Here is a 23,363-nt window from a genome sequence, read left to right on the forward strand (position 1 = left end):
TCAACGATTTTCCCGAAAGCCTGACGGGCACCAAAACCCACGTGCAATATGACGATTCCGAGGCGACTCGATGGCAAACTGATTGTGGGCTTTCCCAAATGACACATTACTGTCACATTCGGAATCTATTCTTCGAGCCATCCACACGCTGTACCACACCAACTCGGAGAGATCCATGAAGCTGATGAAGACTGCAATTGCCGGCCTGGCTGGCGTTCTGTTCGCCGCTGGCGCAATTGCGGGCGAGATTACGGGCGCTGGCAGCACGTTTGCCGCTCCGATCTACACCAAATGGGCTGACGCTTATCAGAAGTCGACCCAGAACAAGGTCAACTACCAGGGCATCGGCTCGTCGGGCGGCATCAAGCAAATCCAGGCCAAGACGGTGGATTTCGCGGGTTCGGACGCTCCGCTGACCGATGAAGATCTGGCCAAGCAAGGCCTGTTCCAATTCCCGACGGTGGTTGGCGGCATCGTGCCGGTCATCAACGTGCCGGGCGTGAAGCCGGGCGAACTCGTCCTGTCGGGTGAATTGCTGGGCGACATTTACCTGGGCAAGATCAAGAAGTGGAACGATCCGGCCATCGCCAAGCTGAACCCGAAGGTCAAGCTGCCGGATAGCGACATCGCCGTGGTTCGCCGCGCCGACGGTTCGGGCACGAGCTTCGTGTTCACGAACTACCTGTCGAAGGTCAATGCCGAGTGGAAGAGCAAGGTCGGCGAAGGCGCCGCGGTTAACTGGCCGACGGGTACGGGCGGCAAGGGTAACGATGGCGTCGCCGCCTTTGTGCAACGTCTGCCGGGCGCTATCGGCTATGTGGAATCGGCCTACGCCAAGCAAAACAAGTTGACGTACACGGCCATGACGAACGCCGATGGCAAGACCGTCGAGCCGACCGCCGAAACGTTCGCCGCTGCTGCTAGCAAGGCTAATTGGTCGAAGACGTTCTACCAGATCCTGACGAACGAGACGGGCGACAAGTCGTGGCCGATCGTGGCAGCAACGTTCGTGATCGTGCACCAGAAGGCTGACGCCGGCAAGGAAGCGCAAAGCGCCGACGTGCTCAAGTTCTTCGACTGGTCATTCAAGAACGGCGTGAAGACTGCCACGGACCTGGATTACATTCCGCTGCCGGAAGACGTCCTGAAGCAGATCCGCGCAGGCTGGAAGGCGAAGGTTGCCGACTCGGCCAACAAGGCGGGTATCTAAGACGCCTTGCATGAGGCGCCGGGCAATTCGAAGTCGAGTTGTCCGGCATCTCGAAACCGGCAACATCCGCGCCGCCTGTTCCGAAGCCCGAATCTTGATCTGGCAACGGCTGGCGGCGCGCTCACGCTGAGACGACATCATGGCAGAAGCCACCAGCCCCCTCGCAACACCGGGCGCGCAGCGCGCTCCGTCTTCCGTTGGCGACTTTCTCTTCGCGCTGATCACTCGCGCCGCCGCTATCATTACGTTGCTCCTGCTCGGTGGCATTATCGTGTCGCTGATCGTCAGCGCACTGCCGTCGATCGAGAAGTTTGGTTTCGCCTTTCTGTGGACCAAGGACTGGGATCCTCCCGCAGAACAATTCGGTGCGCTCGTGCCCATCTACGGCACGCTCATCACGTCTGTCATTGCACTGATCATCGCTGTGCCGGTCAGTTTCGGCATTGCCCTGTTCCTCACGGAACTCTCGCCCGTATGGCTGCGCCGCCCGCTGGGCACCGCCATCGAGCTGCTCGCCGCCATTCCGAGTATTGTCTATGGCATGTGGGGCCTGCTGGTCTTCGCCCCGATCTTCAGCCAGTACTTCCAGAAGCCGCTGGGCGCGTTGCTCGGCAATGTGCCGTTCATCGGCGCGCTGTTCCAGGGGCCGCCCCTCGGTATCGGTATCCTGCCCGCCGGCGTGATCCTCGCGATCATGATCATTCCGTACATCGCCTCTGTCATGCGCGACGTGTTCGAAGTCACGCCGGTGCTGCTCAAGGAATCGGCTTACGGCATCGGCTGCACGACCTGGGAAGTGATGTGGCGCGTAGTGCTGCCCTTCACGAAGACGGGTGTCATCGGCGGCATCATGCTCGGTCTGGGCCGCGCGCTCGGCGAGACGATGGCCGTTACGTTCGTGATCGGTAACACGAACCTGCTCGACAACATCTCGCTGTACTCGCCGGGTAACAGCATCACGTCGGCGCTCGCCAACGAGTTTGCCGAAGCCGGTCCGGGTCTGCACACGGCCGCCTTGATGGAACTCGGCCTGATCCTGTTCTTTATCACCTTTGTGGTGCTGTCGCTGTCCAAGCTGATGCTGCTGCGCCTCGAGAAAAACGAAGGTAAATAATGACCCAACAAGCGCTCCAACTGGAAACGCCAGCCGTGAAGCCGACCGACGCCTTTACCCGCGTGCGTCTGCAGGCGTATCGCCGCCGCAAGAACATGTTCGCGATCTTCATGTCGCTCGCGGCCATGGCCTTCGGCCTGGTCTGGCTGCTGTGGATTCTCTACACCACGCTCTCGCTGGGCATCGGCGGCCTGTCGCTGTCGCTGTTCACTGAAATGACGCCGCCGCCGAATACCGCGGGCGGGGGGCTTGCCAACGCCATCGCGGGCAGTATCGTGATGGTCGGCGTGGCCACGCTCGTCGGCACGCCGCTGGGCATTCTGGCCGGTGTGTATCTGGCGGAGTACGGTCAGAAGTCGTGGCTCGCGAGCATCACGCGTTTCATCAACGACATTCTGCTCTCGGCACCGTCGATCGTGATCGGTCTGTTCGTCTACGTGCTGGTGGTCGCGCAGATGGGGCACTTCTCGGCGTGGGCCGGCATCATCTCGCTCGCGCTGCTGCAGGTTCCCATCGTGATCCGTACGACGGAGAACATGCTCAAGCTGGTGCCGAACAACCTGCGTGAAGCCGCCTTCGCACTGGGTACGCCGAAATGGCGCATCATCGTGAAGATCACGCTGAAGGCATCCATCGCCGGTATCGTGACGGGCGTGCTGCTGGCTGTGGCGCGTATCGCAGGTGAGACCGCACCGCTGCTGTTCACGGCGCTCTCGAACCAGTTCTGGTCGCTGAACCTGAACCAGCCGATGGCCAATCTGCCGGTCACGATCTTCAAATTTGCCATGAGCCCGTTCGCCGAGTGGCAGTCGCTTGCCTGGGCGGGCGTATTCATCATCACCCTTGGGGTGCTGTTCCTGAACATTCTGGCGCGCTCGCTGTTTGCCAAGAAGTAACCGGCAACGCGAGACGACATAACGCGACGACAAACGCATACCTGAAGGTTGAGACAGACCATGACGAACCCGACGCAAGAAATCAAGCTGCCCTCGAAGATTGAAGTCAAGAACCTGAACTTCTTCTACGACAAGTACCACGCGCTCAAGAACATCAACCTGCGCATTCCCGACCGCAAGGTGACGGCCTTTATCGGTCCGTCGGGCTGCGGCAAGTCGACGCTGCTGCGCACGTTCAACAAGATGTACGCCCTGTATCCGGAGCAGCGCGCCGAGGGCGAGATCAACATGGACGGCGAGAACCTGCTGACCGCCAAGCAGGACATCGCGCTGTTGCGCGCGAAGGTCGGCATGGTGTTCCAGAAGCCGACGCCGTTCCCGATGTCGATCTACGACAACATCGCCTTCGGTGTGCGTCTGTTCGAGAAGCTCTCGCGCTCGGAAATGGACGATCGCGTGGAGTGGGCGCTGACCAAGGCGGCGCTGTGGAGCGAGGTCAAGGACAAGCTGCAACAGTCGGGCTACGGCTTGTCGGGCGGTCAGCAACAGCGTCTGTGCATTGCGCGCGGTATCGCGATTCGCCCGGAAGTGCTGCTGCTCGACGAGCCGTGCTCCGCACTCGACCCGATTTCCACGGGCCGTATCGAAGAGCTGATCGCCGAACTCAAGGACGACTACACCGTGGTGATCGTGACCCACAACATGCAGCAGGCTGCACGTTGCTCGGACTACACGGCCTACATGTACCTGGGTGAGCTGATCGAATTCGGCGAGACTGAGAAGATCTTCATCAAGCCGGACCGCAAAGAGACCGAAGACTACATCACCGGCCGTTTCGGTTGATGCCACGAGGAAATCCGCGACATGAACGATAAACACCTTTCCAGCCAGTTCGATGCCGACCTGAACCAGGTTTGCTCGCGCGTTCTCGAAATGGGCGGCGTGGTCGAATCCCAGATCGTGACGGCGATGCAGGGCCTGAACACGTTCGACCGCACGCTGGTCGACGAAGTGATCGCCAACGAGCACCGTCTGAACACGATGGAAGTCGAGATCGACGAAGAGTGCAGCAAGATCATCGCCCGCCGTCAGCCGACCGCGCGCGACCTGCGTCTGCTGCTCTCGATCTCGAAGACGATCACGAACCTCGAGCGCGCAGGCGACGAGGCGGAGAAGATCGCCAAGCGCACCCGTCACCTGCTGGAAGACGGCGCGGCGCAGAGCGTGAATTTCGCCGAAATCAAGCTCTCGGGCGAGATGGCTGCACAGTTGCTGCGCCGCACGCTCGACGCGTTTGCGCGTCTGGACATCGTGGCGGCGGCCGAGATCGTGCGCGACGACAAAGCCATCGACAATGAATTCCGGGGCTTCGTGCGAAAATTGGTGACGTACATGATGGAAGATCCGCGGACTATCTCCGCCGGTCTGGACTTCCTGTTCATCGCCAAGGCAATCGAGCGTATCGGCGATCACGCGAAGAACATCGCCGAATTCATCATTTACATCGTCAAGGGCACGGACGTCCGGCACATTTCGCGCGAAGATCTGCAGCGCAAAGTGCAAGGCGAATAAGACGCCTGACATTACTGAAGGTTTGAGAGGGAACCGATGCCTAGCAGCATTCTGATCGTGGAAGACGAGCCGGCGATTTCCGAGCTGATCTCCGTTAATTTGCAACACGCGGGGCACTATCCTATCCGGGCGTACAACGCGGAGCAGGCGCTCACGTTGATTAGCGACGTTCTGCCGGATCTCGTTCTGCTCGACTGGATGCTGCCGGGCAAGTCGGGCGTGACGTTCGCGCGTGAGTTGCGCGCAAACGAGCGCACCAAGCACGTGCCGATCATCATGCTCACCGCGCGCAGCGAAGAGCAGGACAAGGTGATGGGCCTGGAGATCGGGGCGGACGACTACGTCACCAAGCCGTTCTCGCCGAAGGAACTGATGGCGCGTATCAAGGCGGTGTTGCGCCGTCGTGCGCCGCAGTTGACCGAGGACGTGGTGAGCGTGAACGGCCTGAAGCTCGATCCGGCCACGCATCGCGTGACGAGCCACCAGTCGAGCGGCGACATCAAGCTCGATCTGGGGCCGACGGAATTCCGTCTGCTGCACTTCTTCATGACGCATCCCGAGCGCGTGCACAGCCGCTCGCAGTTGCTAGATCAGGTGTGGGGCGATCACGTGTTCGTGGAAGAGCGCACGGTGGACGTGCATATCAAGCGTCTTCGCGCTGCACTCAAGCCGGCCGGTCACGATGCTATGATCGAGACCGTACGCGGCAGCGGCTACCGTCTGACCAAGTCGGTCTGACGGGGTCGGCCGGCGCGCTGTGCGCGGGTCGACACCTGCCGTGCCCATGCCGCTCCCGCCCGCGGGGTGACGAGCGGCAAAATTCCTGTGCATCGTCTATGAATATCATCTGGGCCCGTGCGCTGGCGTTCCTGATCCTGCAAGCGGCCATTTCGGTGGCCGTCGGCTGGCTCTTCGGCGCGAGCGCAGGCTACGTCACCGCGGTTGTCCTGCTGGTGATACAGCATTTTTTCAACGTCTACCACGCCCAGCGCCTCTGGCGTCTGCTCGACGCCCCGGTGTATGGCGAAGTCCCGAGCGCAATCGGGTTGTGGGGCGAAATCTATTACCGGCTGCACAAGCTGGCCAAGCGCTGGCATAACCAGGTCAAGCAGGTGGAACAACAGCACGCACGCTTCATTCAGGCGATTCAGGCATCGCCCAATGGCGTGATCATGCTCGACGAACACAATCAGATCGAGTGGTGCAATGCGATTGCCGAGACGCATTTCGGCATCGACGCCAAGCGAGATCTGCGTCAACAGATCACCCACCTCCTGCGCACGCCGGCCTTTGTGCACTACCTGTCTTCCGAACGCTACGACGAGGCGCTGCTCATGCATCACATGGGCGAGCAGCGCAACAACGTGCTGTCGATGCAGGTGTTCCCGTACGGCGACAACCGCAAGCTGATCATCTCGCTCGATGTGACCGATCTCGAGCGCACCGATGCAATGCGGCGCGACTTCGTGGCCAACGTCTCGCACGAACTGAAGACGCCGCTCACCGTGCTCTCGGGCTTTCTGGAGACGGTCGGCGAGTTGCCGCTGTCACCGGACGAGATCCAGCGCTACGTGGAGATCATGCGTCAGCAGGCCGGGCGCATGCAGAACATCGTGAACGATCTGCTCACGCTCGCGAAGCTCGAAGGCAGCGCGAAGCCGCCATCGGACGAGCGCATCGACATGGGCATGCAGATGCGTTCCCTGCGCGGCGACGCCGAGGGGCTCTCGCAAGGGCAGCACGTGATCGAAGTGACCGGCGCCGAAGGGCTCGATCTGCGCGGTGCGGAAGGCGAGTTGCACAGCGCGTTCAGCAATCTCGTGAGCAACGCCGTGCGCTACACGCCGCATGGCGGCAAGATCCGCATCGAATGGGGGCCGACTGACGACGGCGGCGCCCGCTTTACCGTAATCGACTCGGGGCTGGGCATTCCGGCCGAGCATATTCCGCGGCTCACGGAGCGCTTCTATCGCATCGACCGCAGCCGCTCGCGCGATACGGGTGGCACGGGCCTCGGGCTTGCCATCGTCAAGCATGTATTGACGCGCCATCAGGCCGATCTGCGAGTGACGAGCGAGGAAGGGCGCGGCAGCACGTTCGCCATTCATTTCCCGCCCACGCGCGTGGTGCATCGCGCGCCGATCGATACGCCGTCGGATGTGTCGGTCAATAGGTAAGCGGGTAGGCGAGTAAAAGCGCGCTACAGGCGATGGATGTGAAAAGGGGGCTTTCGCCCCCCTTTCTCGTTAATTCGTATGCAGACGTGGGCTCAGTTACCCGTTTGCAGATGCTGGGCGATGTCCTGCATCAGCACCCTCTGGCTGTTGTACGGCGTCTTGCCCGGCTTGCGGCGCAGGTAGCTGCCGTCCGGACGCATCAGCCACGCGAGGGTGTTGTCGCGCAAATGGACCATGAGGCCTTCGCGGATCACGCGGGCTTTGAGGCGTTTATCGCGTACCGGAAACGCCACTTCCACGCGACGGAAGAAGTTGCGCTCCATCCAGTCGGCGCTCGAGAGCATGACCTGCTCGTCGCCGTTCGCATAGAAGTAATAGATGCGATGGTGTTCGAGGAAGCGTCCGACGATCGAGCGCACGGTGATGTTCTCGGACAGCCCCTTGACGCCCGCGCGCAACGAACACACGCCGCGCACGATCAGATCGATCTTCACCCCCGCGCGCGACGCCTTGTACAGCTCGGCAATGATCGTCGGTTCGAGCAGCGCGTTCATCTTCGCAATGATGCGCGCCTTCTTTCCGGCCATCGCCGCTTCCGTCTCGCGGCGGATCGCTTCGAGCAAATGCGTGTGCATGGTGAACGGCGACTGCCAGAGGCCGTGCAGATGCGTCTGGCGGCCGATGCCCGTCAACTGCTGGAAAACGACATGCACATCGGCGCACAGCGCTTCGTCTGCGGTCATCAGGCCGAAGTCCGTGTACAGACGGGCGGTGCGCGGGTGATAGTTGCCGGTGCCGAGGTGGACGTAGCGCTTGAGGAACGTCTTCTTGCCGTGACGCGTGCGACGCACCACCAGCAGCATCTTCGCGTGGCACTTGTGGCCGACCACGCCGTAGACCACGTGCGCGCCGACGGCTTCCAGGCGCGCCGCCCAGTTGATGTTCGTCTCCTCATCGAAGCGCGCGAGCAATTCCACCACGACCGTGACTTCCTTGCCGTTGCGGGCGGCTTCCATCAGGGCGTCCATCAGCGCGGACTCGTTGCCGGTGCGGTAGATGGTCTGCTTGATGGCCACGACATCAGGGTCGCGCGCGGCTTGCAGCAGCAGCTCCAGCACGGGCTGGAAGCTGTCGTACGGGTGATGCAACAGCAGGTCGCCCTGATCGATGAGATCGAATATCGCGGGCGATGCAGCCATGCGCTTGGGCAGTGCGGGCACGAACGGCACGAACTTCAGGTCTGGGCGGTCGACCATCTCGGGCAGGGGCATCAGACGCACCAGATTGACGGGGCCCTTGACGCGGTAGCAGTCCGAGTCCGCCAGACCGCACTCCGTCTGCAGACGTCGCACAAGGCGCGCGGGCGCACCGGCGTCGACTTCGAGGCGCACGGCGTCGCCGAGGTGGCGCGCCGGGAGTTCGCCCTGTAGCGCGGTACGCAGATTGGTGATTTCGTCTTCGTCGACGAACAGATCGCTATTTCGCGTGACGCGGAACTGGTGGCAGCCCTTGGCCGTGAGCCCGGGGAACAGCTCGCTCGCAAAGCGCAGCATGAGCGAGCTGAGCAGCACGAAGCTGTTGGGCAGCGGCGCGAGTGCGGGCGGCATCGGCACCAGACGGGGCAGGGCGCGGGGGGCCTGGACGATGGCGAGTTCGGCGTCGCGGCCGAAGGCGTCCTTGCCTTCGAGTTCGACGGCGAAGTTCAGGCTCTTGTTGAGCACGCGGGGGAACGGGTGCGCTGGGTCCAGCCCGATGGGCGTGAGCACCGGCACGAGTTCGCGCATGAAGTAGTCGCGGGCCCACTCGACCTGGGCGTCGTTCCACTGTCCCGAGGGGTGAAAAGCGATGCCTTCGGCTTCGAGTTGCGGCAGGATGCTGTCGAACATGGCGTACTGCTTTTCGACAAGTGCCTGTGCCCGGGCACAGACTTGCGTGTAAACTTGCTGAAAAGTCATGCCGTCGGGCGTGAGCATGCCCGGATTCTCGCGCATCTGCTCCTTCAGTCCGGCGACGCGGATCTCGAAGAATTCATCCAGATTGCTACTCACGATACAGACGAAACGCAGACGTTCCAGCAGGGGCGTGGCCGGATCGGCCGCCTGGGCAAGCACGCGTTCGTTGAACGCAAGAATGCCCAGCTCGCGGTTGAGCAGCGGGTAATTCATATTGAACGTGCGAAAGACATGGGATTGGCGTGAATTCTTCATCCGTATTGTTACAGTTATATGACATTCACATTTGTCAACGACGTGTCATATTCGATTTGTAACTTATTCGTCATTTATTTGTCGAGTGCGCGTCATGCTTTTAATGTGAAGCATCGTGTATTACGGCACTCTTCGCTCAGGCGCACCCCCACATGAGTAGCCCATCGCCCTTGTTAGCGGCCGTCGATCTCGGCTCGAACAGTTTTCGCCTGATTATCGGCCGTGTGGAGGAAACGTCCGCCGGCACGCAGATCTATCAGGTCGATGCGCTGCGCGAGCCGGTGCGACTCGCCGCTGGCCTGAACGCTGAGAAGTATCTCGATCATCCGTCGCAACAACGCGGTTGGGACGTGCTCAAGCGTTTTGGCGAGCGACTGCGCGGTTTCCATCCCGATCAGGTGCGCGCGGTGGCCACCAACACGCTGCGCGTTGCCAAGAATGCGCAGGATTTTCTGGGGGAAGCCCAGCGGGCGCTCGGATTTCCCATCGAAGTGATTGCCGGACGCGAAGAAGCGCGTTTGATCTATGCGGGCGCGGCGCATTCCGTGCCGACGTGCCCGGGCAATCGTTTGGTGGTGGACATCGGCGGCGGCTCGACGGAGTTCATTATCGGGCAAGACTACGAGCCTTTGATCATGGAGAGTCTGTATATCGGCTGTGTGAGTCATAGCCGTCAGTTCTTTCCCAGCGGCAATGTCGACGAGTATGCGATGAAGCAGGCCGAATTGGCCGCTCGTCGCGAAATTCAGATCATTTCGGCGGCGTATCGCGAGGCCGGTTGGTCCCAGGCGATCGGCTCGTCCGGCACGGCGCGCGCGCTGGCCGAGTTGCTCGAAGCCAACGGCTTCAATGACGGCGGCGTGCACGGTCTCACGCGCGGCGGCCTTGAGCGGCTCAAGCGTGCGCTCATCAAGGCGGAGAACGCCAACCGTCTCAAGCTGGCAGGCCTCAAGCACGATCGTATTCCGGTGCTGCCGGGCGGCTTGTCCATCATGCTGTCCGTCTTCAATGAGCTGGAAGTCGACCATATGGAGACGACCGACGCGGCGCTGCGTCTGGGCGTGATGTACGACTTGTTGGGCCGTACCCAGCATCAGGACATGCGGGCGGTCACGGTCGAGCAGTTCGTGCGGCGTTACGGCGTGGATCGTGCGCAGGCCGAGCGCGTGGGGCATCTGGCGATTTCGCTGTACCGCCAGTTGCCGGTCGATGCCGAGGAAAGCGACGCACCGGACGACGAGCAGGACGACGGACGGGAGGAGGGCGAGGCGTTGCTCAATTGGGCGTCGTCGTTGCACGAGATGGGGCTGTCGATCTCGCATAGCGCGTATCACAAGCATTCGGCCTATATCGGCAGCAACGCTGACATGCCGGGCTTCTCGCGTCCCGATCAGGCGCGGCTGGCGGAATTGCTGCTGGGGCACGTCGGCAAGCTGGGCAAGCTCGCCTCGCAGGCGCAGCAGGTCGACTGGCAATTGCTGTTCTGTCTGCGGCTGGCAGTGCTGTTTTGTCGCCGTCGTACGGATGCGCTGCCTGAGAGCATCGAAGTCGAGCGTCTCGGCGACGGTTTCCAGGTCTCGGTCCCGCGCACATGGATCGACGCCAATCCGCTGACCGACTACAGCTTGCAGCGTGAGGCGCAAGAGTGGGAGAAGATCGGCATGCGCTACAAGGTGGTGTACGCCTGAGGTCTGCCCGTTCGCCTGTTTTCCCGTTGGATGGGAGGATGGGAGGACGCGCCAGTAAAAAAGCCCGGTATTTGCCGGGCTTTTTTGTCCCTCGGCGAATCGTTGGAATCGATCGGAATTGATTGGAATCGATTGGAATCGCGTCGGGAAGAAATACCTGGGGGAGACGCCTGTCAGGCTTGTTTGAGTTTGTTCACAAGCTCCGGGCCGAGAAAGTGACGCGCATAGCGTGGATTCATCTCGGACAGACGGAACAGGGTGAGGAAGTCGGCGGTGTTGAAGTCGGGGTCCCAGGCAGGGGCGCCGCAGATGCGGGCACCCAGGCGCAGGTAGCCTTTGACGAGCGCGGGCGGTTCGACGTCGAGCGTCGATTGCAGCTCGTCCACCGGCAGGGCGATGCGGGGCACGGCGTGGTATTCGGCCGGGGCCATGGAGGTGTCTTGCAGCTTGCGGTAGAGGCTGGCGGCATAGTGACCCCCGTCGGCCATCGGGACGCTGGCGCAACCGAGCATCGTCTCCAGGCCGTTGCGCAGCATGTACTCGGCCAGACCGCTCCAGAGCGCCATGATGACGGCGCCGTTGCGGTAGTCGGCGTGCACGCACGAGCGGCCGGTCTCGAGCATCTTCGGGCGCAGATGGTCGAGACGCGAGAGGTCGAATTCTCCTTCGGAGTACAGACGGCCGAGGCGCTTCGCCTGAGCTGGGGGCAATACGCGGTAGGTGCCGACAACCTTGAGCGAGTCCTGATCGCGCACGATCAGGTGGTCGCAATACTGGTCGTATTCGTCGACGTCGAGGCCTGCGGGGCCCTTGACCGACGCACCCATTTCTTCCGCGAAGACCTGATATCTCAGATGCTGCGCTTCACGGAGCTCGCTTTCGTCGCGTGCCCACGCCACAGCCAGATTCGGTTTGACAGGCGTTTCAGGGCGAGGAAGACGCCTCCGCGACGTAGGGGTCAGCGAAGAGAGCGGCAGGGTGGGGTTCGGCAGGTCGCGCATAAAGGCCCTTTTTGTGACGGTCGCGTTGCGACGTACTTTAAAAAGCATCAATGTCGATTCCGTGAACGGGAGGCGACAATTCTATGACAAAACGCGCGACGTCATGGGGCAGCTCCCATGCCTGATGCCTTTCATCGCCCTATTTGTGCGGCATACGGAGGCATAGGGGTAGGCATGGGGGGCATCGGGGACGTACAAGGCGACGTTGATGCTTTTGCCGCTATCTCAGATCAGGTCGGGGTTGACGACGGCGCGCACGACGACCTGGCTTTCGTCTTCACGACGACGCGAGGCAAGCCACCAGATGCCACCTTTCTTGATGGTCCAATAGGCTTCCTGGCCGCTGAGCAGCAGCGCGGCGAGTTGGCCGAGGGCGGGTTGATGGCCGACGATCACGACCGTCTGAGCGTTGCCGGGCCAATCGATGGCGCCGAGCAGTGTCATGGCGTTGGCGCCGGGGGCGAGGTCGCGCACGATGCGCGGCGTGGGGGTGAGGGCGTGAGCGGTCTGCACGGCGCGTACCGCGGGGCTCGAGAGGATGAGGGCGTCGTCAGGCAGGCGAGGGCGCAGCCACTGGGCGGCCGTTTCGGCCTGTTTGCGGCCACGGTCGGTGAGTTCGCGGGCCAGATCGGCCTGGGCGCTGAGCGCGAGGGTGGCAGGCAGGTTTTCGGCGTCGGCGTGACGCCAGAGAATCAGGTTCATCGACACGGGTTCGGACATGGTGAACCTCCCACTATGGCGGGCTTTCGTGGCGGCGGCGTGACCGTCGACGAGGCATTTGCGACAAGGCCATTGTGCCGCCCACATCGGGAGAATGCCCAGAAATACGTCCACCGACGCCGCAGCGATTTGACGTAGCGCAAGGAACCCTCTAGAATGCGTCCTCTTTCTTCGGAGCGTAGCGCAGCCTGGTAGCGCATCTGATTTGGGATCAGAGGGTCGTAGGTTCGAATCCTATCGCTCCGACCATTAGCTTCAAGGGATTGGGACAGGCAGCATCTATTGTCCCTAATCTTTTCTCAAGCATTTCCCTAGTAAGTTTCAAAGATACCGCTTGCACATACGTGGTGCATGTCGGTCATGCCGGTAGTTTCAGCCTCACCGTGCTCGTCGGTACATCCCGCAGCTTGAGATAGTCCTTGGTCATCGTAGGCGTGCTGTGAGCCGCTACCGTTTGCAGGGCTGTGAGGTCATAGCCCGCTCGCGTCCGTCCAATTCCTGAACTCGTTTTAGTACCTCCCGGATTTCCGGCGTGATCGTCACATCGACGGCGATGCCGCTTGAGTCCTCCGTCTTGCTGGGGATGAAGTGAATGACTCCCGCAGCGAAATCGACCTGCGACCATTTCAGCAATCGGATTTCGGTAGAGCGCTGGGCTGTCAGGTAGCAAAGGTCGACAAAGCATTGCATCATCGGGCCGGAATTGACCTTGCCGGTTACCTTCTTTCCGCTACGCATGTATGAGTAGCTGACCAGCGCCCCGCGAATGGCGGAAAAGTGGTCATCAGGGATATAAACGGCGCTCGGCTTGGGGCGCTTGAGCCAGCCTCTGAGCTCGTGACACGGGTTCGTCTTCATCTGTCCCTCCTCAATGCACCAGCGGAAGAAGCCGGACAGGAACGCCCGCATAACCCGTTGCATATGGAGTTTGTCCCGCCAGTGCTTGAGGACCTGCATGACGACGGTGGCATCGATTTCCGACACATTGACGTTGCGCAGAGCGTTTCCGGCGTATCTGCCATAGGCGGGCCACGCCTTTTCCTTATGACGGGACTTGTGCTTGCGAACGTAATCGTCAATGAGCCTGCGTGCGTCGCCCGTACCGTCCGGCCTTGCGTGACGCTTCTTTTCTGCCAGCAGCCGCGCCAGTAGCGTGGGTGAGTTGTTCACGCCCGTCGTCGTCTTCACGAAGTCACTGATTTGCTGCGTTACGTGCAAATCGATGATTCGGTCTTTGACAGTCGGAGCCAGCTCGAAAATGACGCCGGACGAGTGATATTCCACCGACTGCACCGGCTCACCACCACCGCGCGGATAGCTCACCGACTTCAGGACAGGCACCTTCTGGCCGACAGTGAGACGTCCCTTAGCGCCGGAGCGAATGCGCAAGTTCGGGCTGTTGATGACCTGAAATCGGCTGTCCTTCGCCAGCGCGGAGACGACGGTGGAAAAGTCGCCCGCCTTCAGGCGGATGGCGTTACCGAACTTGTCGCCGTCTATGCTGACTTCGATCCCAAGTCCTTTCGATAGCAAATCTAACGCGAGCTGGAAGGCCGAGCCGCGTTCGGAGCTGTTGACGACTTCGTAGGCGCGGCCGTGGGACGTGTATTACTTACGTAGGGACGCAGCGATACAATGCGCGGAACAAGGGCACCATCCATCGATTGCGCCATCGCCATTTCCGCGAAGTACTCGCCTTTGGCGGTGTCTTTCGCGCTGCCGGGCAGGGGGACAGTTCCAACAACGGCCCGGTCACCATCATCCGTCGATTGTCAGAAATCGCATTGCGCTGTGCGCATGTCGTGCGGGCGGCCGGTTTTGCTGGATATCCCCTCGCGGTGGGTGACGTCGAGGATGGTGAGCTTTTGTTTGCTGGTCATATGATGGCCTCCCGCACCCTGAATTAGGTGCAACTGTGGTTGACGGCTGGGGGGGGCAAATTCAATGTGTCCATCATGCACGTCCGTGGCCAATACACACATAGGAAGAGTTTTAAACAATGCGCGCTCGGATAACTGAGCTTATTGAACATGTTGCTGACCCACGAAAGCCCTGGGCCAACATGCAGGAGACAACGGGAATTAGCCGACTCCGATGGCAGGGTGTCGCGAGAGGAACGCAGCACGCTAACGAAGAGATGCTTGCCGCCCTTGGTGAGCATTGGCCTCATTCGCCTACTGGCTTGCGACTGGCCGCACAGATGAGGCAAACGGCCACGTATCACCCGCATTGGGGAGAGTGGCTCGGGACTTGGAAGCGATAAGGAAGGCTGGATAAAAGCAGGGAAGGTCTACGACAGATGGCGGAGGAGCAAGGGGCGTTAGAACAACTATGCGCACGAGCATTGGAATTCGACTAAGGGGAGAACGCAAACGCTTGAACCTGAATCAGGAGGAGTGCCTCAGTCGGAGGTATGACCAGGCGCGAGCAAACCATGTATGAGACCGGGAAGCGGGTTCCCGATGCTCGACATCAGCGTGCAATTGCTGGTTTGGGTGTCGATTTGCAATACGTACTTACGAATGTGCGAGTCGTCGCCGTCGAGAGCAATCTTTCCCCGGAAGAGCAGGCGGTACTCGATAACTATTGCCACAGTTCGCGCTAAGACCAGACCGCGTTACGAAGGATGAGACTTGCATTGTCGAAACTATCCTCAAGTAAGCAGCGAAATGGGACAACCGGTGGAGAGTTGACGTACCGCCGAAATCATCCCTTTCAAGAAAAGGGCATATCAGGAATCTGATCCCCGTCAACAGCGGTCGAGAACTTAAGCTCCCGCGGGCAGCGTCTCGCTGTTAGGCCGTTTTACAAAAGTGCCCCCCAAAGTCAGATAGAACAAGGCACCTCGTATGGCATGGCTGATTATTTTTGGATTGGTGGCAATACTCTTAATCGTTCTCGCAATCGTCGTCGCATGGCGTCATGCGCGCGACAAAATATCGCTGTCTGGATGCGAACCGTGCACTATTGATGGAGAAGCATATTTCGCTGTGGCGCCTCTTACAAAATCAGAACAGGCGTTCCACAAATTTCTGAAGACATGTTTGCCGAATCAGACCTTGTTTGCCCACGTCGCCGTTGGAAAGCTGGTGCAGACGAAGTGGTGGGCCTCAGAATTTCATCATCGGCGTATCACTGATCTATCCGTCGATTTTCTGGTTTGTCGACCCGACAACACAATCATTGCTGTCATCGAATTGGGCGACGCGTCGCGCGATACACCTGAATGTCGTCACCGCACTGCGAAGTTGGAAGCCCTCATGCAAGCTGTCGGCGTGCCGATGATTCGTTGGGATGTTCGTCAACCTCCAGGCTCTTTGGAAGTGCGAAAAATAATAGAAGAGATCTCCAAAAGCGCAAGGCCTGGCTATTAGCGGTAGAAGAGGATGATCTTCACTCAGCAAATGCTCTCAAACGGTCGAGAGAATCAGCCCGCCGCCGCATGATGGTCCGGCGCTGCTGGACGCGGCTGGTGCGGTTAGTGTTGCAGTTCAGGTGGCTAGAGGAATAGTCGAAGTGGCTTCCAGTGACTCGTTACTCAGAATATGCCCGTCATACCGTTCAGAAGGCGTTCTTTACTCAGCCGATTCTGTCGGCGACTCCTTCGTCAGAGGCGTAGGAACAATGTAGCGCCGCGATCCTTGGATCGCGCGAAGACGTATTACGACCCCAAACAATTTCGACGTCGCCAATAGCGATTCTCCCAGATCCGATTGTAAGGTGGTTGCAGGGAATGGAGTCGCCATTGATACCGACTTTGACGACAAGTGGTGATCGAAGGGGCCGCCGACTGCGATGGCCTCTGCGCCAAGTGCATGCCCCCTTCCCGTGTATCGCGGGCGACGAATTGGCCATCAAAAAATATGCCTACAGGTATATGGACAAAATTCGCGCCCGAGAACAAGCAACCACTCAGCGAGAAGACGATCTCGTACTCGCTTCCGACGATGAGCCGGAAAGTGACGCGGAGCGTACCGAGCGATATCGGGCCACGCTCCGCGCAGTACTGAAGTTTTAAACAGCATCGAGTGTCTAACACAACCAAAATCACCTGATCAATCGCGGCTTACCCCCTCGCTTTGGCGAATGCAGAATGTAATACGGACTAAACAAGAACTCCGTAGCCACCATCGCCTCCGCGAACGTCGGAAAGTAAATCGCATGCTCCGTGTCGGACACATGCGCTCGCCTGATTTCCCCTTCCTCCTCATTCCAGGCATAACCGAGGTACCGGTCGTGCGCGTAGAACCATATGACATAGCCCGTGCGTGGGAATGACGGCGGCAGCGATGCGGGGTGCTTCTTGCCACCTTGCCTGTTCGCCTCTCCTGTAGTTCCAATACTATGCGGCGCGGTGCCGCTATCGTCTGTCTTTCTCACTGCGTCTCCATTTCGAAGTCGTTCACTGGGGGCCGAATTCATCATGTCAGCGCCCATGGCACTCACGTTTCAGTGACTTCCGAATTTTTCTGCGGTTTCGCTGCGACTGTGCCGAGACTCAACAGACGGCGACTCGTTTCCGGATGACGGAAGCACGCAACTTGATAACTATTATCAAAAATGATAAATTGACCGCAGACGTACCCAAGTCCAATCGGAGGAAATCATGATCAGTGCAGAACTCGGGCGAACGCTTGAGAGCTACATTGCCGAGCTCGTTGCGACGGGCCGGTACGGCTCGAAGAGCGAGGTGTTGCGCGAAGGTGTCCGGCTTATTCAGGACCGAGAGACGCAGCTTGCCGCGCTGGACGTGGTTATCGAGAAGGGCATTGCCGACGCGGAAGCCGGCCGAGGCCAGCCAGCCGCTGACGTGTTTGACCGTCTGGAGAAGAAGTATCAAGCGATCGTGAACGACAAGGCATGATCGTTCACTTACTACCCGGAGCCATCGTCGACCTCGAAACCATTGGTGACTACATCGCGCTGGACAATCCGCGCCGCGCCGTGACGTTCATTCAAGTACTGCGTGACAAGTGCATGAGCCTTGCCGACATGCCGCTCGCGTTCCCTGTCGTGCCGCGCTATGAGCGCTTCGGCATTCGTCATCGCGTCTACGGCAACTACCAGATCTTCTATCGCGTGGTCGAATCCCACCAGCGAATCGACGTCGTTCATATCCTGCACAGCGCACGAAATTACGCCGCGATCTTGTTCCCTTAAACGCATCGGGGCAGGGGCATACGGGTGAAGAGAAGCCTTTCCGTGCCCCCTCAATCAGTCCCTAAAAATCCCCCCCAAAAACCGTCGAAAACGCGGTCCGCCGAGCCCCATTTTTTCGTTGGACCGCGTTAGGGCAGGGATTAGGGCGCAGACCTGCGCGAACCGTCTCACCGCAATGTGCCGAGTCTGCTCCAAAACGATGATTTGGGATCTGAGGGTCGTAGGCTCGAATCCTATCGCTCCGACCAGAATACCCTTGCAGTACAAGCCGTTACGGGGCGCCCCATCGGGGCGTTTTCGTTTGTGCGGTACGCCTCGTCCTCGTGAAATCTCAGGGCTTTAGAGCGGGATGTTCTGAGGCCAGAGAAAATAGGGGCCGTGCCGCGACTTCGCGATGAACTCGATCCCCGCATTGGCGTCTTGCGACGAAAGGGCATGCTTGCCATCTCGCCACTCCAGATAACCGGCGCTCACCGCACGGTCAAGTAGTTCGCTGGTCCTGATGCCGAGTCGTTTGCCGAGCTTCGACGACGTCAGCTTCTCGGTCACTTCGTCGTTGCTGCCATCGTCTTTTGTTTTCGCTTCGGCGACATCTTCGGTCGGGCGTTCCAGCGAAATGCGAACCTCTTCGCTGATGCGGATAATGCGTTGGGCTTCCTCATACGCGTCGCGGTATAGCTCGGCGTCTTCCGACCGTCTGATCAGCACGCCCATCTCGTTGTTATTGATCTGGCTGAACTCGTAGAGGTTCAGGCTTGTGACCACGCACAGTTCTTCGTTCATGTAGCACTTGGCATGCAAGTTCTTGCAATAGCTTGTGCGTATGTAGGTCAGATTTCGAAGCCACTCGATTTCCTGCGGCTGCAACTCACTCTTTCCGTAGATGACTCTCACGTCGATCTTCAGCCGATTCTTGTCTGACAGAAGTTCTTTTATTCGGTCGTTCAGTTTCAGGAAAGGGCTGATCAGGACCAGCCGATCGACGGCCCCTTTGATCAATTCTTCGAGAAAATAATTTGTCGCGCTGGTCGTTAAGAATTTTGCCAACTGGTTTCGTAAGCTCCCCGATCAGTGAGACAGGACAAAAGTAGAACTTTCGGGCAGGATTTTGCTGGGAGGTTCGAATGAAGACATCACGGTTTACGGAAAGTCAGATCGTCGAGATCCTGAAGGAAGCGGATGCGGGTGTGCCGGTCAATGAAATCTGGCGCAAGCACGGCATCAGTTCGGCGACTTACTACAAATGGAAGTCCAAGTACGGTGGCCTAGAAGCTTCGGAGCTGGCACGCGTCAAGGAGCTTGAATCGGAGAACAACCGGCTCAAGCGTATGTACGCAGAGCTAGCGCTGGAGAATGAGGCGATCAAGGCTGTACTAAAAAAGCTGTAGCGCCGTCCGAACGGCGGGATGTGGTTGACCGGCTGGTAAGCGAAGGGCAATCCGTGCAGCGTGCTTGCCGAGTGGTCGCCATATCGCGGGCGGCGTATTACCGCAAACCCCAGGATCGCGCACTGCGTGACGCGCCCGTTGTCGATGCGCTCAACGCGGTAGTCGCCAAGCATGGTCGCTGGGGCTTCTGGAAATGCCATGATCGGCTTAAGCTCGACGGCCACGCTTGGAATCACAAGCGGACATGGCGGGTGTATTGCGCCATGAAGCTCAACCTGCCGAGGCGGGCCAAGAAGCGTTTGGTCCGTACGTTCCAGTCGCTCGATGCACCGGCATTACCGAATCAGATTTGGTCGTTGGATTTTATGAGCGATAGCCTGTACCAAGGCCGACGCTTCCGCACGCTCAATGTGTTGGACGAAGCCGTGAGAGAGGCGCTGACGATTGAAGTCGACACGAGCTTGCCGGCGACAAGAGTTGTGCGGGTGCTTGAGCAACTTGAGGCATGGCGTGGGTTGCCTAAAGCGATTCGCCTAGACAATGGCCCAGAGCTGACGTCTCAAACGTTGACGGATTGGTGCGCTGAGAAAGGCATTGAATTGCGTTATATCCAACCCGGCAAACCGAACCAGAATGCCTTTATTGAACGCTTTAACCGGTCGTATCGATCCGAGGTATTGAGCCGCTGGCTGTTTGAATCGCTTGAGCAGGTTCGAGAGATCACGCACGACTGGATTCGCAGCTACAACGAGGAGCGGCCACATGACGCGCTGGGAAACCTGCCCCCAGCGCTGTACCGCGAGCGACTGCTCGCAACCGTGGGTTCTACTTCTAAAGTGTCAACTTGACGGGGGAGCTTACGGTTTTCCTCGCTAATGCTGATAACCGGGGGCAGCCCTCGCCTTGTTGGTAAGACGGTGCGCGTGCAAGAGGGCAACTCCCGAAGTGCACGACTACTGGTGATGAAGCGGCCCATCGTGACAGATGGGCCGTAACGAAATTACCGTATCAACCGCGGTTTCTCCCCCGGCGTCGGTGAATGCAGGATGTAGTGCGGGCTGAACAATTGATCCGTCGCCACCATCGCCGCGGCAAACGTCGGAAAGTAAATCGCATGGCCCGGATCGGACACGTGGGCTCGCTTGATTTCCCCTTCCTCGGCATTCCAGGCGTAACCAAGATACCGGTCGTGTGCGTAGAACCACACGACGTAGCCTTTGCGGGGGAAGGAGGGCGGTAGTGTCGAGGGCTGCGTCTTGCCACCTCGTTTGCCGACCCCTTCCGTGGTTCCAACACTTTGCGGCGCGCTGCCGCTGTCGTCTGGCTTTCTCACTGCGTCTCCATTTCGAAGTCGTTCACTGGGGGCGCATTCATCATTGCAGCCCCTCCGGTACTCGTGTTTCAGTGACTTCCGAATTTTTCCTGTGATTTCGATGCGACCGGGTCGAGACTCGACAGACGGTGACGCGTTTCCAAATATCGGGAGAGGATTCATTGGATATCGATGACCCATCGCGGAGGACTCGACCGCTGGCGTACCCCCGGCGCAATCGTGGGAAATCGTGATCGGCGCTGCACTCCGGCGAGCGTTTGAGTGCCACGTCGACGAGCAACTCGCGGCAGCGCGCCCTTATGGCTCGATGTGCAAGGTTTCGCGTTAGGGGACGAGACCCGGGCGAGCGCTTGAGCGCTTCGTCGCCGAGCACATGGCCACGGGCCGTGACGGAGCGACGAGTGAGGTTTTGCGTGAGGCGAAGAGACGAGACACCTCTGCGCGTGCGTTCATCTGTCATCTGCTCTCGTCGCCGTCATTTCTTCCGACGATTGAAACATTGGGTATGTCTGAGCGGCTTCGCGCCTGGCGTCGGACGCGGCAATGCGGCCAAGGCCTGCCTAACCCATCTATCTGATTTTTCTGCGACTTTTCTCGTGTCGCGAAGAATCGTCCGGTCAACCGGACGTCCTGCCGTCCGGCAGGCGCACGTCTTGCTCGGTCATTAACTTTGACTTCGATGCGAGGAGGGTGCGCTTGCAAATCGGGACGCTCACATCATTGAAAGCTTTCGAAGGGGTTTCGCCTGCGGACTGGGCGTTTGCGGCTGTCGCCATGCTGTTGAGTTACGGCATTCTGACGGGCGTGCTGCGGCTCGCGGTCGGACGTTTTGGCTCGCTCTCGCGCCGTTTGAAGTCGCAGGCGGCGGGCATGCTTGCAGAAGTGCTCGGGGCGACGCGTCACTTCGTGCTGCGCTTCGCGGCCATTCTCATCGGCCTGAAGATGCTCGACCTCGGCGACAAATGGGACACGGCCATTGTCCACGGCTGGACAGCGCTCTTCTGTCTGCAATTCGCGCTCTGGGTCAATCGCGCAGTCGGCGTTTGGTCCGCCCGGCGCATGCAACATCGCGCCACGGTGCCCGACAACCCGGTCATCGTCACCATGACAGCCTGGACGCTGCGTGTGCTCGCCTGGGCCGTGCTGCTGCTCGCCATGCTCGCGAACTTCGGAGTGAACATCACGGCCTTCGTCGCCAGCCTCGGTATCGGCGGTGTCGCAGTCGCGCTCGCCGTGCAGAACGTATTGAGCGACCTTTTCGCGTCGCTCGCCATCGGCCTGGACAAGCCCTTCGAAGTGGGTGACTTCGTCGTCTTCGGCGACATCGCGGGCACGATCGAGCGAATCGGATTGAAGACGACGCGTATTCGCAGCCTGAGCGGCGAAGAGATCGTTTGCGGCAATACCGAATTGCTCAAGAACACGCTGCATAACTACAAACGCATGTCCGAGCGACGCATCGTGTTTGCTTTCAGCGTGTCGTATCACACCGTGCCCGACAAGCTCGGGCGGGTGCCCGCGATGGTGAAACAGGCGGTGGAGGTCTCTGGCAAGACACGCTTCGATCGCGCCCATTTCAAGCAGTTCGGGGCGAGTTCGCTCGATTTTGAGGTCGTCTATTTTGTGCTCAGTCCCGATTACAACCTTTATATGGACTTGCAGCAGGACATCAATCTTGCGCTGATGCGGGCGTTCTTGGCGGAAGATATCCGCTTTGCAATACCGGCCAGCGTCCAGTATTTCGCCCAGGCGCCGGCGCCGCCGGAGGTTGCGCCCACCACACGTTGATGCCCCGGAAAGCCGCATGCCTGCTGGCACGCAGATTGCGGCGTGGTAGGATCGGATGCATCCACGTGATCCAGATCGTGGCTTCGATCCAATCCGGCCCTGCCGCGAGGCGGGTACATCAGGAGGCCAGTATGTCTGCCGAGCAGAAGACGTCGCATCGCGGTTTTACCATCATTACCGTTCTCGAACGCCTCTCCAAAGGCCGCGCCCGGCTCTGCGCCAAAGTGCTCGCCAGCGACGAGGATCACAAGCGGCGTCTCGGCGGTAAAAAGCTCCTGCAAGCCAAACGCTGGTTCGATCATTTCGCGGACGATCTGGCCACGCCCGTGATCGCCGGCCTCAAGCACACCATCGACCTCGAACTGGCCGCGGCCGCGAAGGCTGCGCCGAAGTCCGATGCCAAGCCCGCAGGGGCGGCGGTTAGGGCAAAAGCTGAAAAAATCGCGAAAGCACCGAAGGCTACGAAGGCCGCCAAGCCCGCCAAGCCCGCCAAGCCCGCCAAGCCCGCCAAGCCGGTGAAGGCAGCGAAGGCAGGCAAAGAGCAAAAAGGCGCCAGGCACGTGAAGACGGCCAAGGCCAAGACGGCGGCAAAGCCGTCCGCGCCCGCGAAGGCAGCCAATGGCACTGCCGCAGCCCCTGCGAGGGCCGAGAATGGTACGGCGCCGGTCAAGGTGACCCGGGCGGCCAGGCCGGTGCCGACGCGCGCTGCTGCCGCGCGCAAGCGTGTGGCGACGAGTGCATCGACCGCATCGACCGCCGCATCAGCGCCCGGAACCACGGGGGCGGCCCCGGCGCGGCGCGCAGTGAAGCGCATCGCGTAAGACGTCAGCCCGTCCGTCCTATGAACGCATGAGCGTCGGGTAACGATTAACGTCCACGCATCGCTAATCGTCGGTCGAACATTCGCAGTACCGAAAAACGGCGCACGCCTATCAGGCGATGCGCCGTTTTTCATTGCGTCGTTGATGCGTGAGCGCCCTGTGCTCGCGGTCTGGCCAGCGCAACGAGGCCGTGCGCCGTGAGCGCGTGATGGGCGTTATCACGTTCACCGAATCAATCGCAAAGCACGCGGCATATGCCGGATATTTCATGTGTTGCAAATGCACCAC

Annotated in this window: 19 protein-coding genes, 1 tRNA gene and 1 pseudogene; 15 read left to right on the forward strand and 6 right to left on the reverse strand. The window is 59.9% G+C overall.

Going from position 1 to position 23,363, the window contains the following annotated elements:
- The first annotated feature begins 175 nt into the window (after window positions 1-175).
- From pstS to phoR, 7 genes are all read left to right on the forward strand, one after another.
- Entirely contained in the window at window positions 176-1,210 is a 1,035-nt protein-coding gene (gene pstS / locus ACIPHM_RS23495; protein ID WP_400333772.1) for a phosphate ABC transporter substrate-binding protein PstS, read from the forward strand.
- Between the two features lie 139 nt (window positions 1,211-1,349).
- Complete coding sequence (pstC, locus tag ACIPHM_RS23500; RefSeq protein ID WP_400333775.1) at window positions 1,350-2,324, forward strand: phosphate ABC transporter permease PstC; 975 nt, start codon at window positions 1,350-1,352, stop codon at window positions 2,322-2,324.
- The gene (pstA, locus tag ACIPHM_RS23505; protein WP_400333778.1) at window positions 2,324-3,220 is read left to right on the forward strand and encodes a phosphate ABC transporter permease PstA; all 897 of its coding nucleotides are present in this window, start codon (window positions 2,324-2,326) and stop codon (window positions 3,218-3,220) included. The genes pstC and pstA overlap by 1 nt, the downstream gene beginning before the upstream one ends.
- Window positions 3,221-3,280: 60 nt before the next feature.
- On the forward strand, window positions 3,281-4,063 hold the full coding sequence (gene pstB / locus ACIPHM_RS23510) for a phosphate ABC transporter ATP-binding protein PstB (protein ID WP_150561889.1): 783 nt from the start codon (window positions 3,281-3,283) through the stop codon (window positions 4,061-4,063).
- A gap of 21 nt (window positions 4,064-4,084) precedes the next feature.
- Window positions 4,085-4,792 carry a phosphate signaling complex protein PhoU gene (phoU, locus tag ACIPHM_RS23515; protein WP_400333781.1) on the forward strand — a complete coding sequence of 236 codons (708 nt, stop codon included), beginning with the start codon at window positions 4,085-4,087 and terminating at the stop codon, window positions 4,790-4,792.
- A 36-nt stretch (window positions 4,793-4,828) separates the two neighbouring features.
- Entirely contained in the window at window positions 4,829-5,530 is a 702-nt protein-coding gene (phoB, locus tag ACIPHM_RS23520; protein ID WP_010805263.1) for a phosphate regulon transcriptional regulator PhoB, read from the forward strand.
- 98 nt (window positions 5,531-5,628) lie between these two features.
- The gene (phoR, locus tag ACIPHM_RS23525; RefSeq protein ID WP_400333786.1) at window positions 5,629-6,969 is read left to right on the forward strand and encodes a phosphate regulon sensor histidine kinase PhoR; all 1,341 of its coding nucleotides are present in this window, start codon (window positions 5,629-5,631) and stop codon (window positions 6,967-6,969) included.
- 92 nt (window positions 6,970-7,061) lie between these two features.
- On the opposite strand, the gene ppk1 is transcribed toward phoR, so the two are convergent.
- Window positions 7,062-9,176, reverse strand: a complete 2,115-nt coding sequence (gene ppk1 / locus ACIPHM_RS23530; protein ID WP_400333789.1) for a polyphosphate kinase 1 — start codon at window positions 9,174-9,176, stop codon at window positions 7,062-7,064.
- Between the two features lie 152 nt (window positions 9,177-9,328).
- Between ppk1 and ppx the strand changes: the two genes are divergently transcribed.
- Window positions 9,329-10,864, forward strand: coding sequence for an exopolyphosphatase (ppx, locus tag ACIPHM_RS23535; protein WP_400333792.1), 1,536 nt, complete (start codon window positions 9,329-9,331; stop codon window positions 10,862-10,864).
- A gap of 173 nt (window positions 10,865-11,037) precedes the next feature.
- Here the strand turns inward: ppx and ACIPHM_RS23540 are convergent, their stop codons facing one another.
- A complete protein-coding gene (locus ACIPHM_RS23540) occupies window positions 11,038-11,865 on the reverse strand; it encodes a GNAT family N-acetyltransferase (protein WP_400333794.1) in 828 nt (275 codons plus the stop codon).
- Between the two features lie 225 nt (window positions 11,866-12,090).
- Window positions 12,091-12,585 carry a SixA phosphatase family protein gene (locus tag ACIPHM_RS23545; RefSeq protein WP_400333797.1) on the reverse strand — a complete coding sequence of 165 codons (495 nt, stop codon included), beginning with the start codon at window positions 12,583-12,585 and terminating at the stop codon, window positions 12,091-12,093.
- A 172-nt stretch (window positions 12,586-12,757) separates the two neighbouring features.
- Between ACIPHM_RS23545 and ACIPHM_RS23550 the strand changes: the two genes are divergently transcribed.
- Window positions 12,758-12,834 (forward strand) — tRNA-Pro (locus ACIPHM_RS23550).
- 198 nt (window positions 12,835-13,032) lie between these two features.
- Here ACIPHM_RS23550 and ACIPHM_RS23555 read toward each other — a convergent pair.
- The gene (locus ACIPHM_RS23555) at window positions 13,033-14,118 is read right to left on the reverse strand and encodes a phage integrase central domain-containing protein (protein ID WP_400333799.1); all 1,086 of its coding nucleotides are present in this window, start codon (window positions 14,116-14,118) and stop codon (window positions 13,033-13,035) included.
- 1,316 nt (window positions 14,119-15,434) lie between these two features.
- On the opposite strand from ACIPHM_RS23555, the gene ACIPHM_RS23560 reads away from it, so the two are divergent.
- The 3 genes from ACIPHM_RS23560 to ACIPHM_RS23570 all read left to right on the forward strand — a co-directional run bounded on the left by ACIPHM_RS23560 (window position 15,435) and on the right by ACIPHM_RS23570 (window position 17,745).
- Window positions 15,435-15,959 (forward strand): DUF2726 domain-containing protein, encoded by a 525-nt coding sequence (locus tag ACIPHM_RS23560; RefSeq protein WP_400333802.1) that lies wholly within the window; start codon window positions 15,435-15,437, stop codon window positions 15,957-15,959.
- 1,232 nt (window positions 15,960-17,191) lie between these two features.
- The gene (locus ACIPHM_RS23565; RefSeq protein WP_400333805.1) at window positions 17,192-17,449 is read left to right on the forward strand and encodes a type II toxin-antitoxin system ParD family antitoxin; all 258 of its coding nucleotides are present in this window, start codon (window positions 17,192-17,194) and stop codon (window positions 17,447-17,449) included.
- Complete coding sequence (locus ACIPHM_RS23570; protein WP_400333808.1) at window positions 17,446-17,745, forward strand: type II toxin-antitoxin system RelE/ParE family toxin; 300 nt, start codon at window positions 17,446-17,448, stop codon at window positions 17,743-17,745. Before ACIPHM_RS23565 ends, ACIPHM_RS23570 begins: the two co-directional genes overlap by 4 nt.
- A 339-nt stretch (window positions 17,746-18,084) precedes the next feature.
- Here ACIPHM_RS23570 and ACIPHM_RS23575 read toward each other — a convergent pair whose 3' ends face one another.
- The gene (locus tag ACIPHM_RS23575; RefSeq protein WP_400333811.1) at window positions 18,085-18,792 is read right to left on the reverse strand and encodes a phospholipase D family protein; all 708 of its coding nucleotides are present in this window, start codon (window positions 18,790-18,792) and stop codon (window positions 18,085-18,087) included.
- A gap of 77 nt (window positions 18,793-18,869) precedes the next feature.
- Between ACIPHM_RS23575 and ACIPHM_RS23580 the strand changes: the two are divergent.
- Window positions 18,870-19,981 (forward strand): annotated as a pseudogene (locus ACIPHM_RS23580) (IS3 family transposase).
- A gap of 152 nt (window positions 19,982-20,133) precedes the next feature.
- On the opposite strand, the gene ACIPHM_RS23585 reads toward ACIPHM_RS23580, so the two are convergent.
- Entirely contained in the window at window positions 20,134-20,466 is a 333-nt protein-coding gene (locus ACIPHM_RS23585) for a hypothetical protein (protein ID WP_400333813.1), read from the reverse strand.
- 720 nt (window positions 20,467-21,186) lie between these two features.
- On the opposite strand from ACIPHM_RS23585, the gene ACIPHM_RS23590 reads away from it, so the two are divergent.
- Together ACIPHM_RS23590 and ACIPHM_RS23595 are read left to right on the forward strand one after the other, a co-directional pair.
- Window positions 21,187-22,254, forward strand: coding sequence for a mechanosensitive ion channel family protein (locus ACIPHM_RS23590; RefSeq protein WP_400333816.1), 1,068 nt, complete (start codon window positions 21,187-21,189; stop codon window positions 22,252-22,254).
- A 65-nt stretch (window positions 22,255-22,319) separates the two neighbouring features.
- Window positions 22,320-23,075 carry a hypothetical protein gene (locus ACIPHM_RS23595; RefSeq protein ID WP_400333819.1) on the forward strand — a complete coding sequence of 252 codons (756 nt, stop codon included), beginning with the start codon at window positions 22,320-22,322 and terminating at the stop codon, window positions 23,073-23,075.
- Window positions 23,076-23,363: the final 288 nt, after the last annotated feature.

Origin of the sequence: Pandoraea sp. NPDC087047, assembly GCF_044745225.1 — a bacterium.
Lineage (GTDB): Bacteria > Pseudomonadota > Gammaproteobacteria > Burkholderiales > Burkholderiaceae > Pandoraea.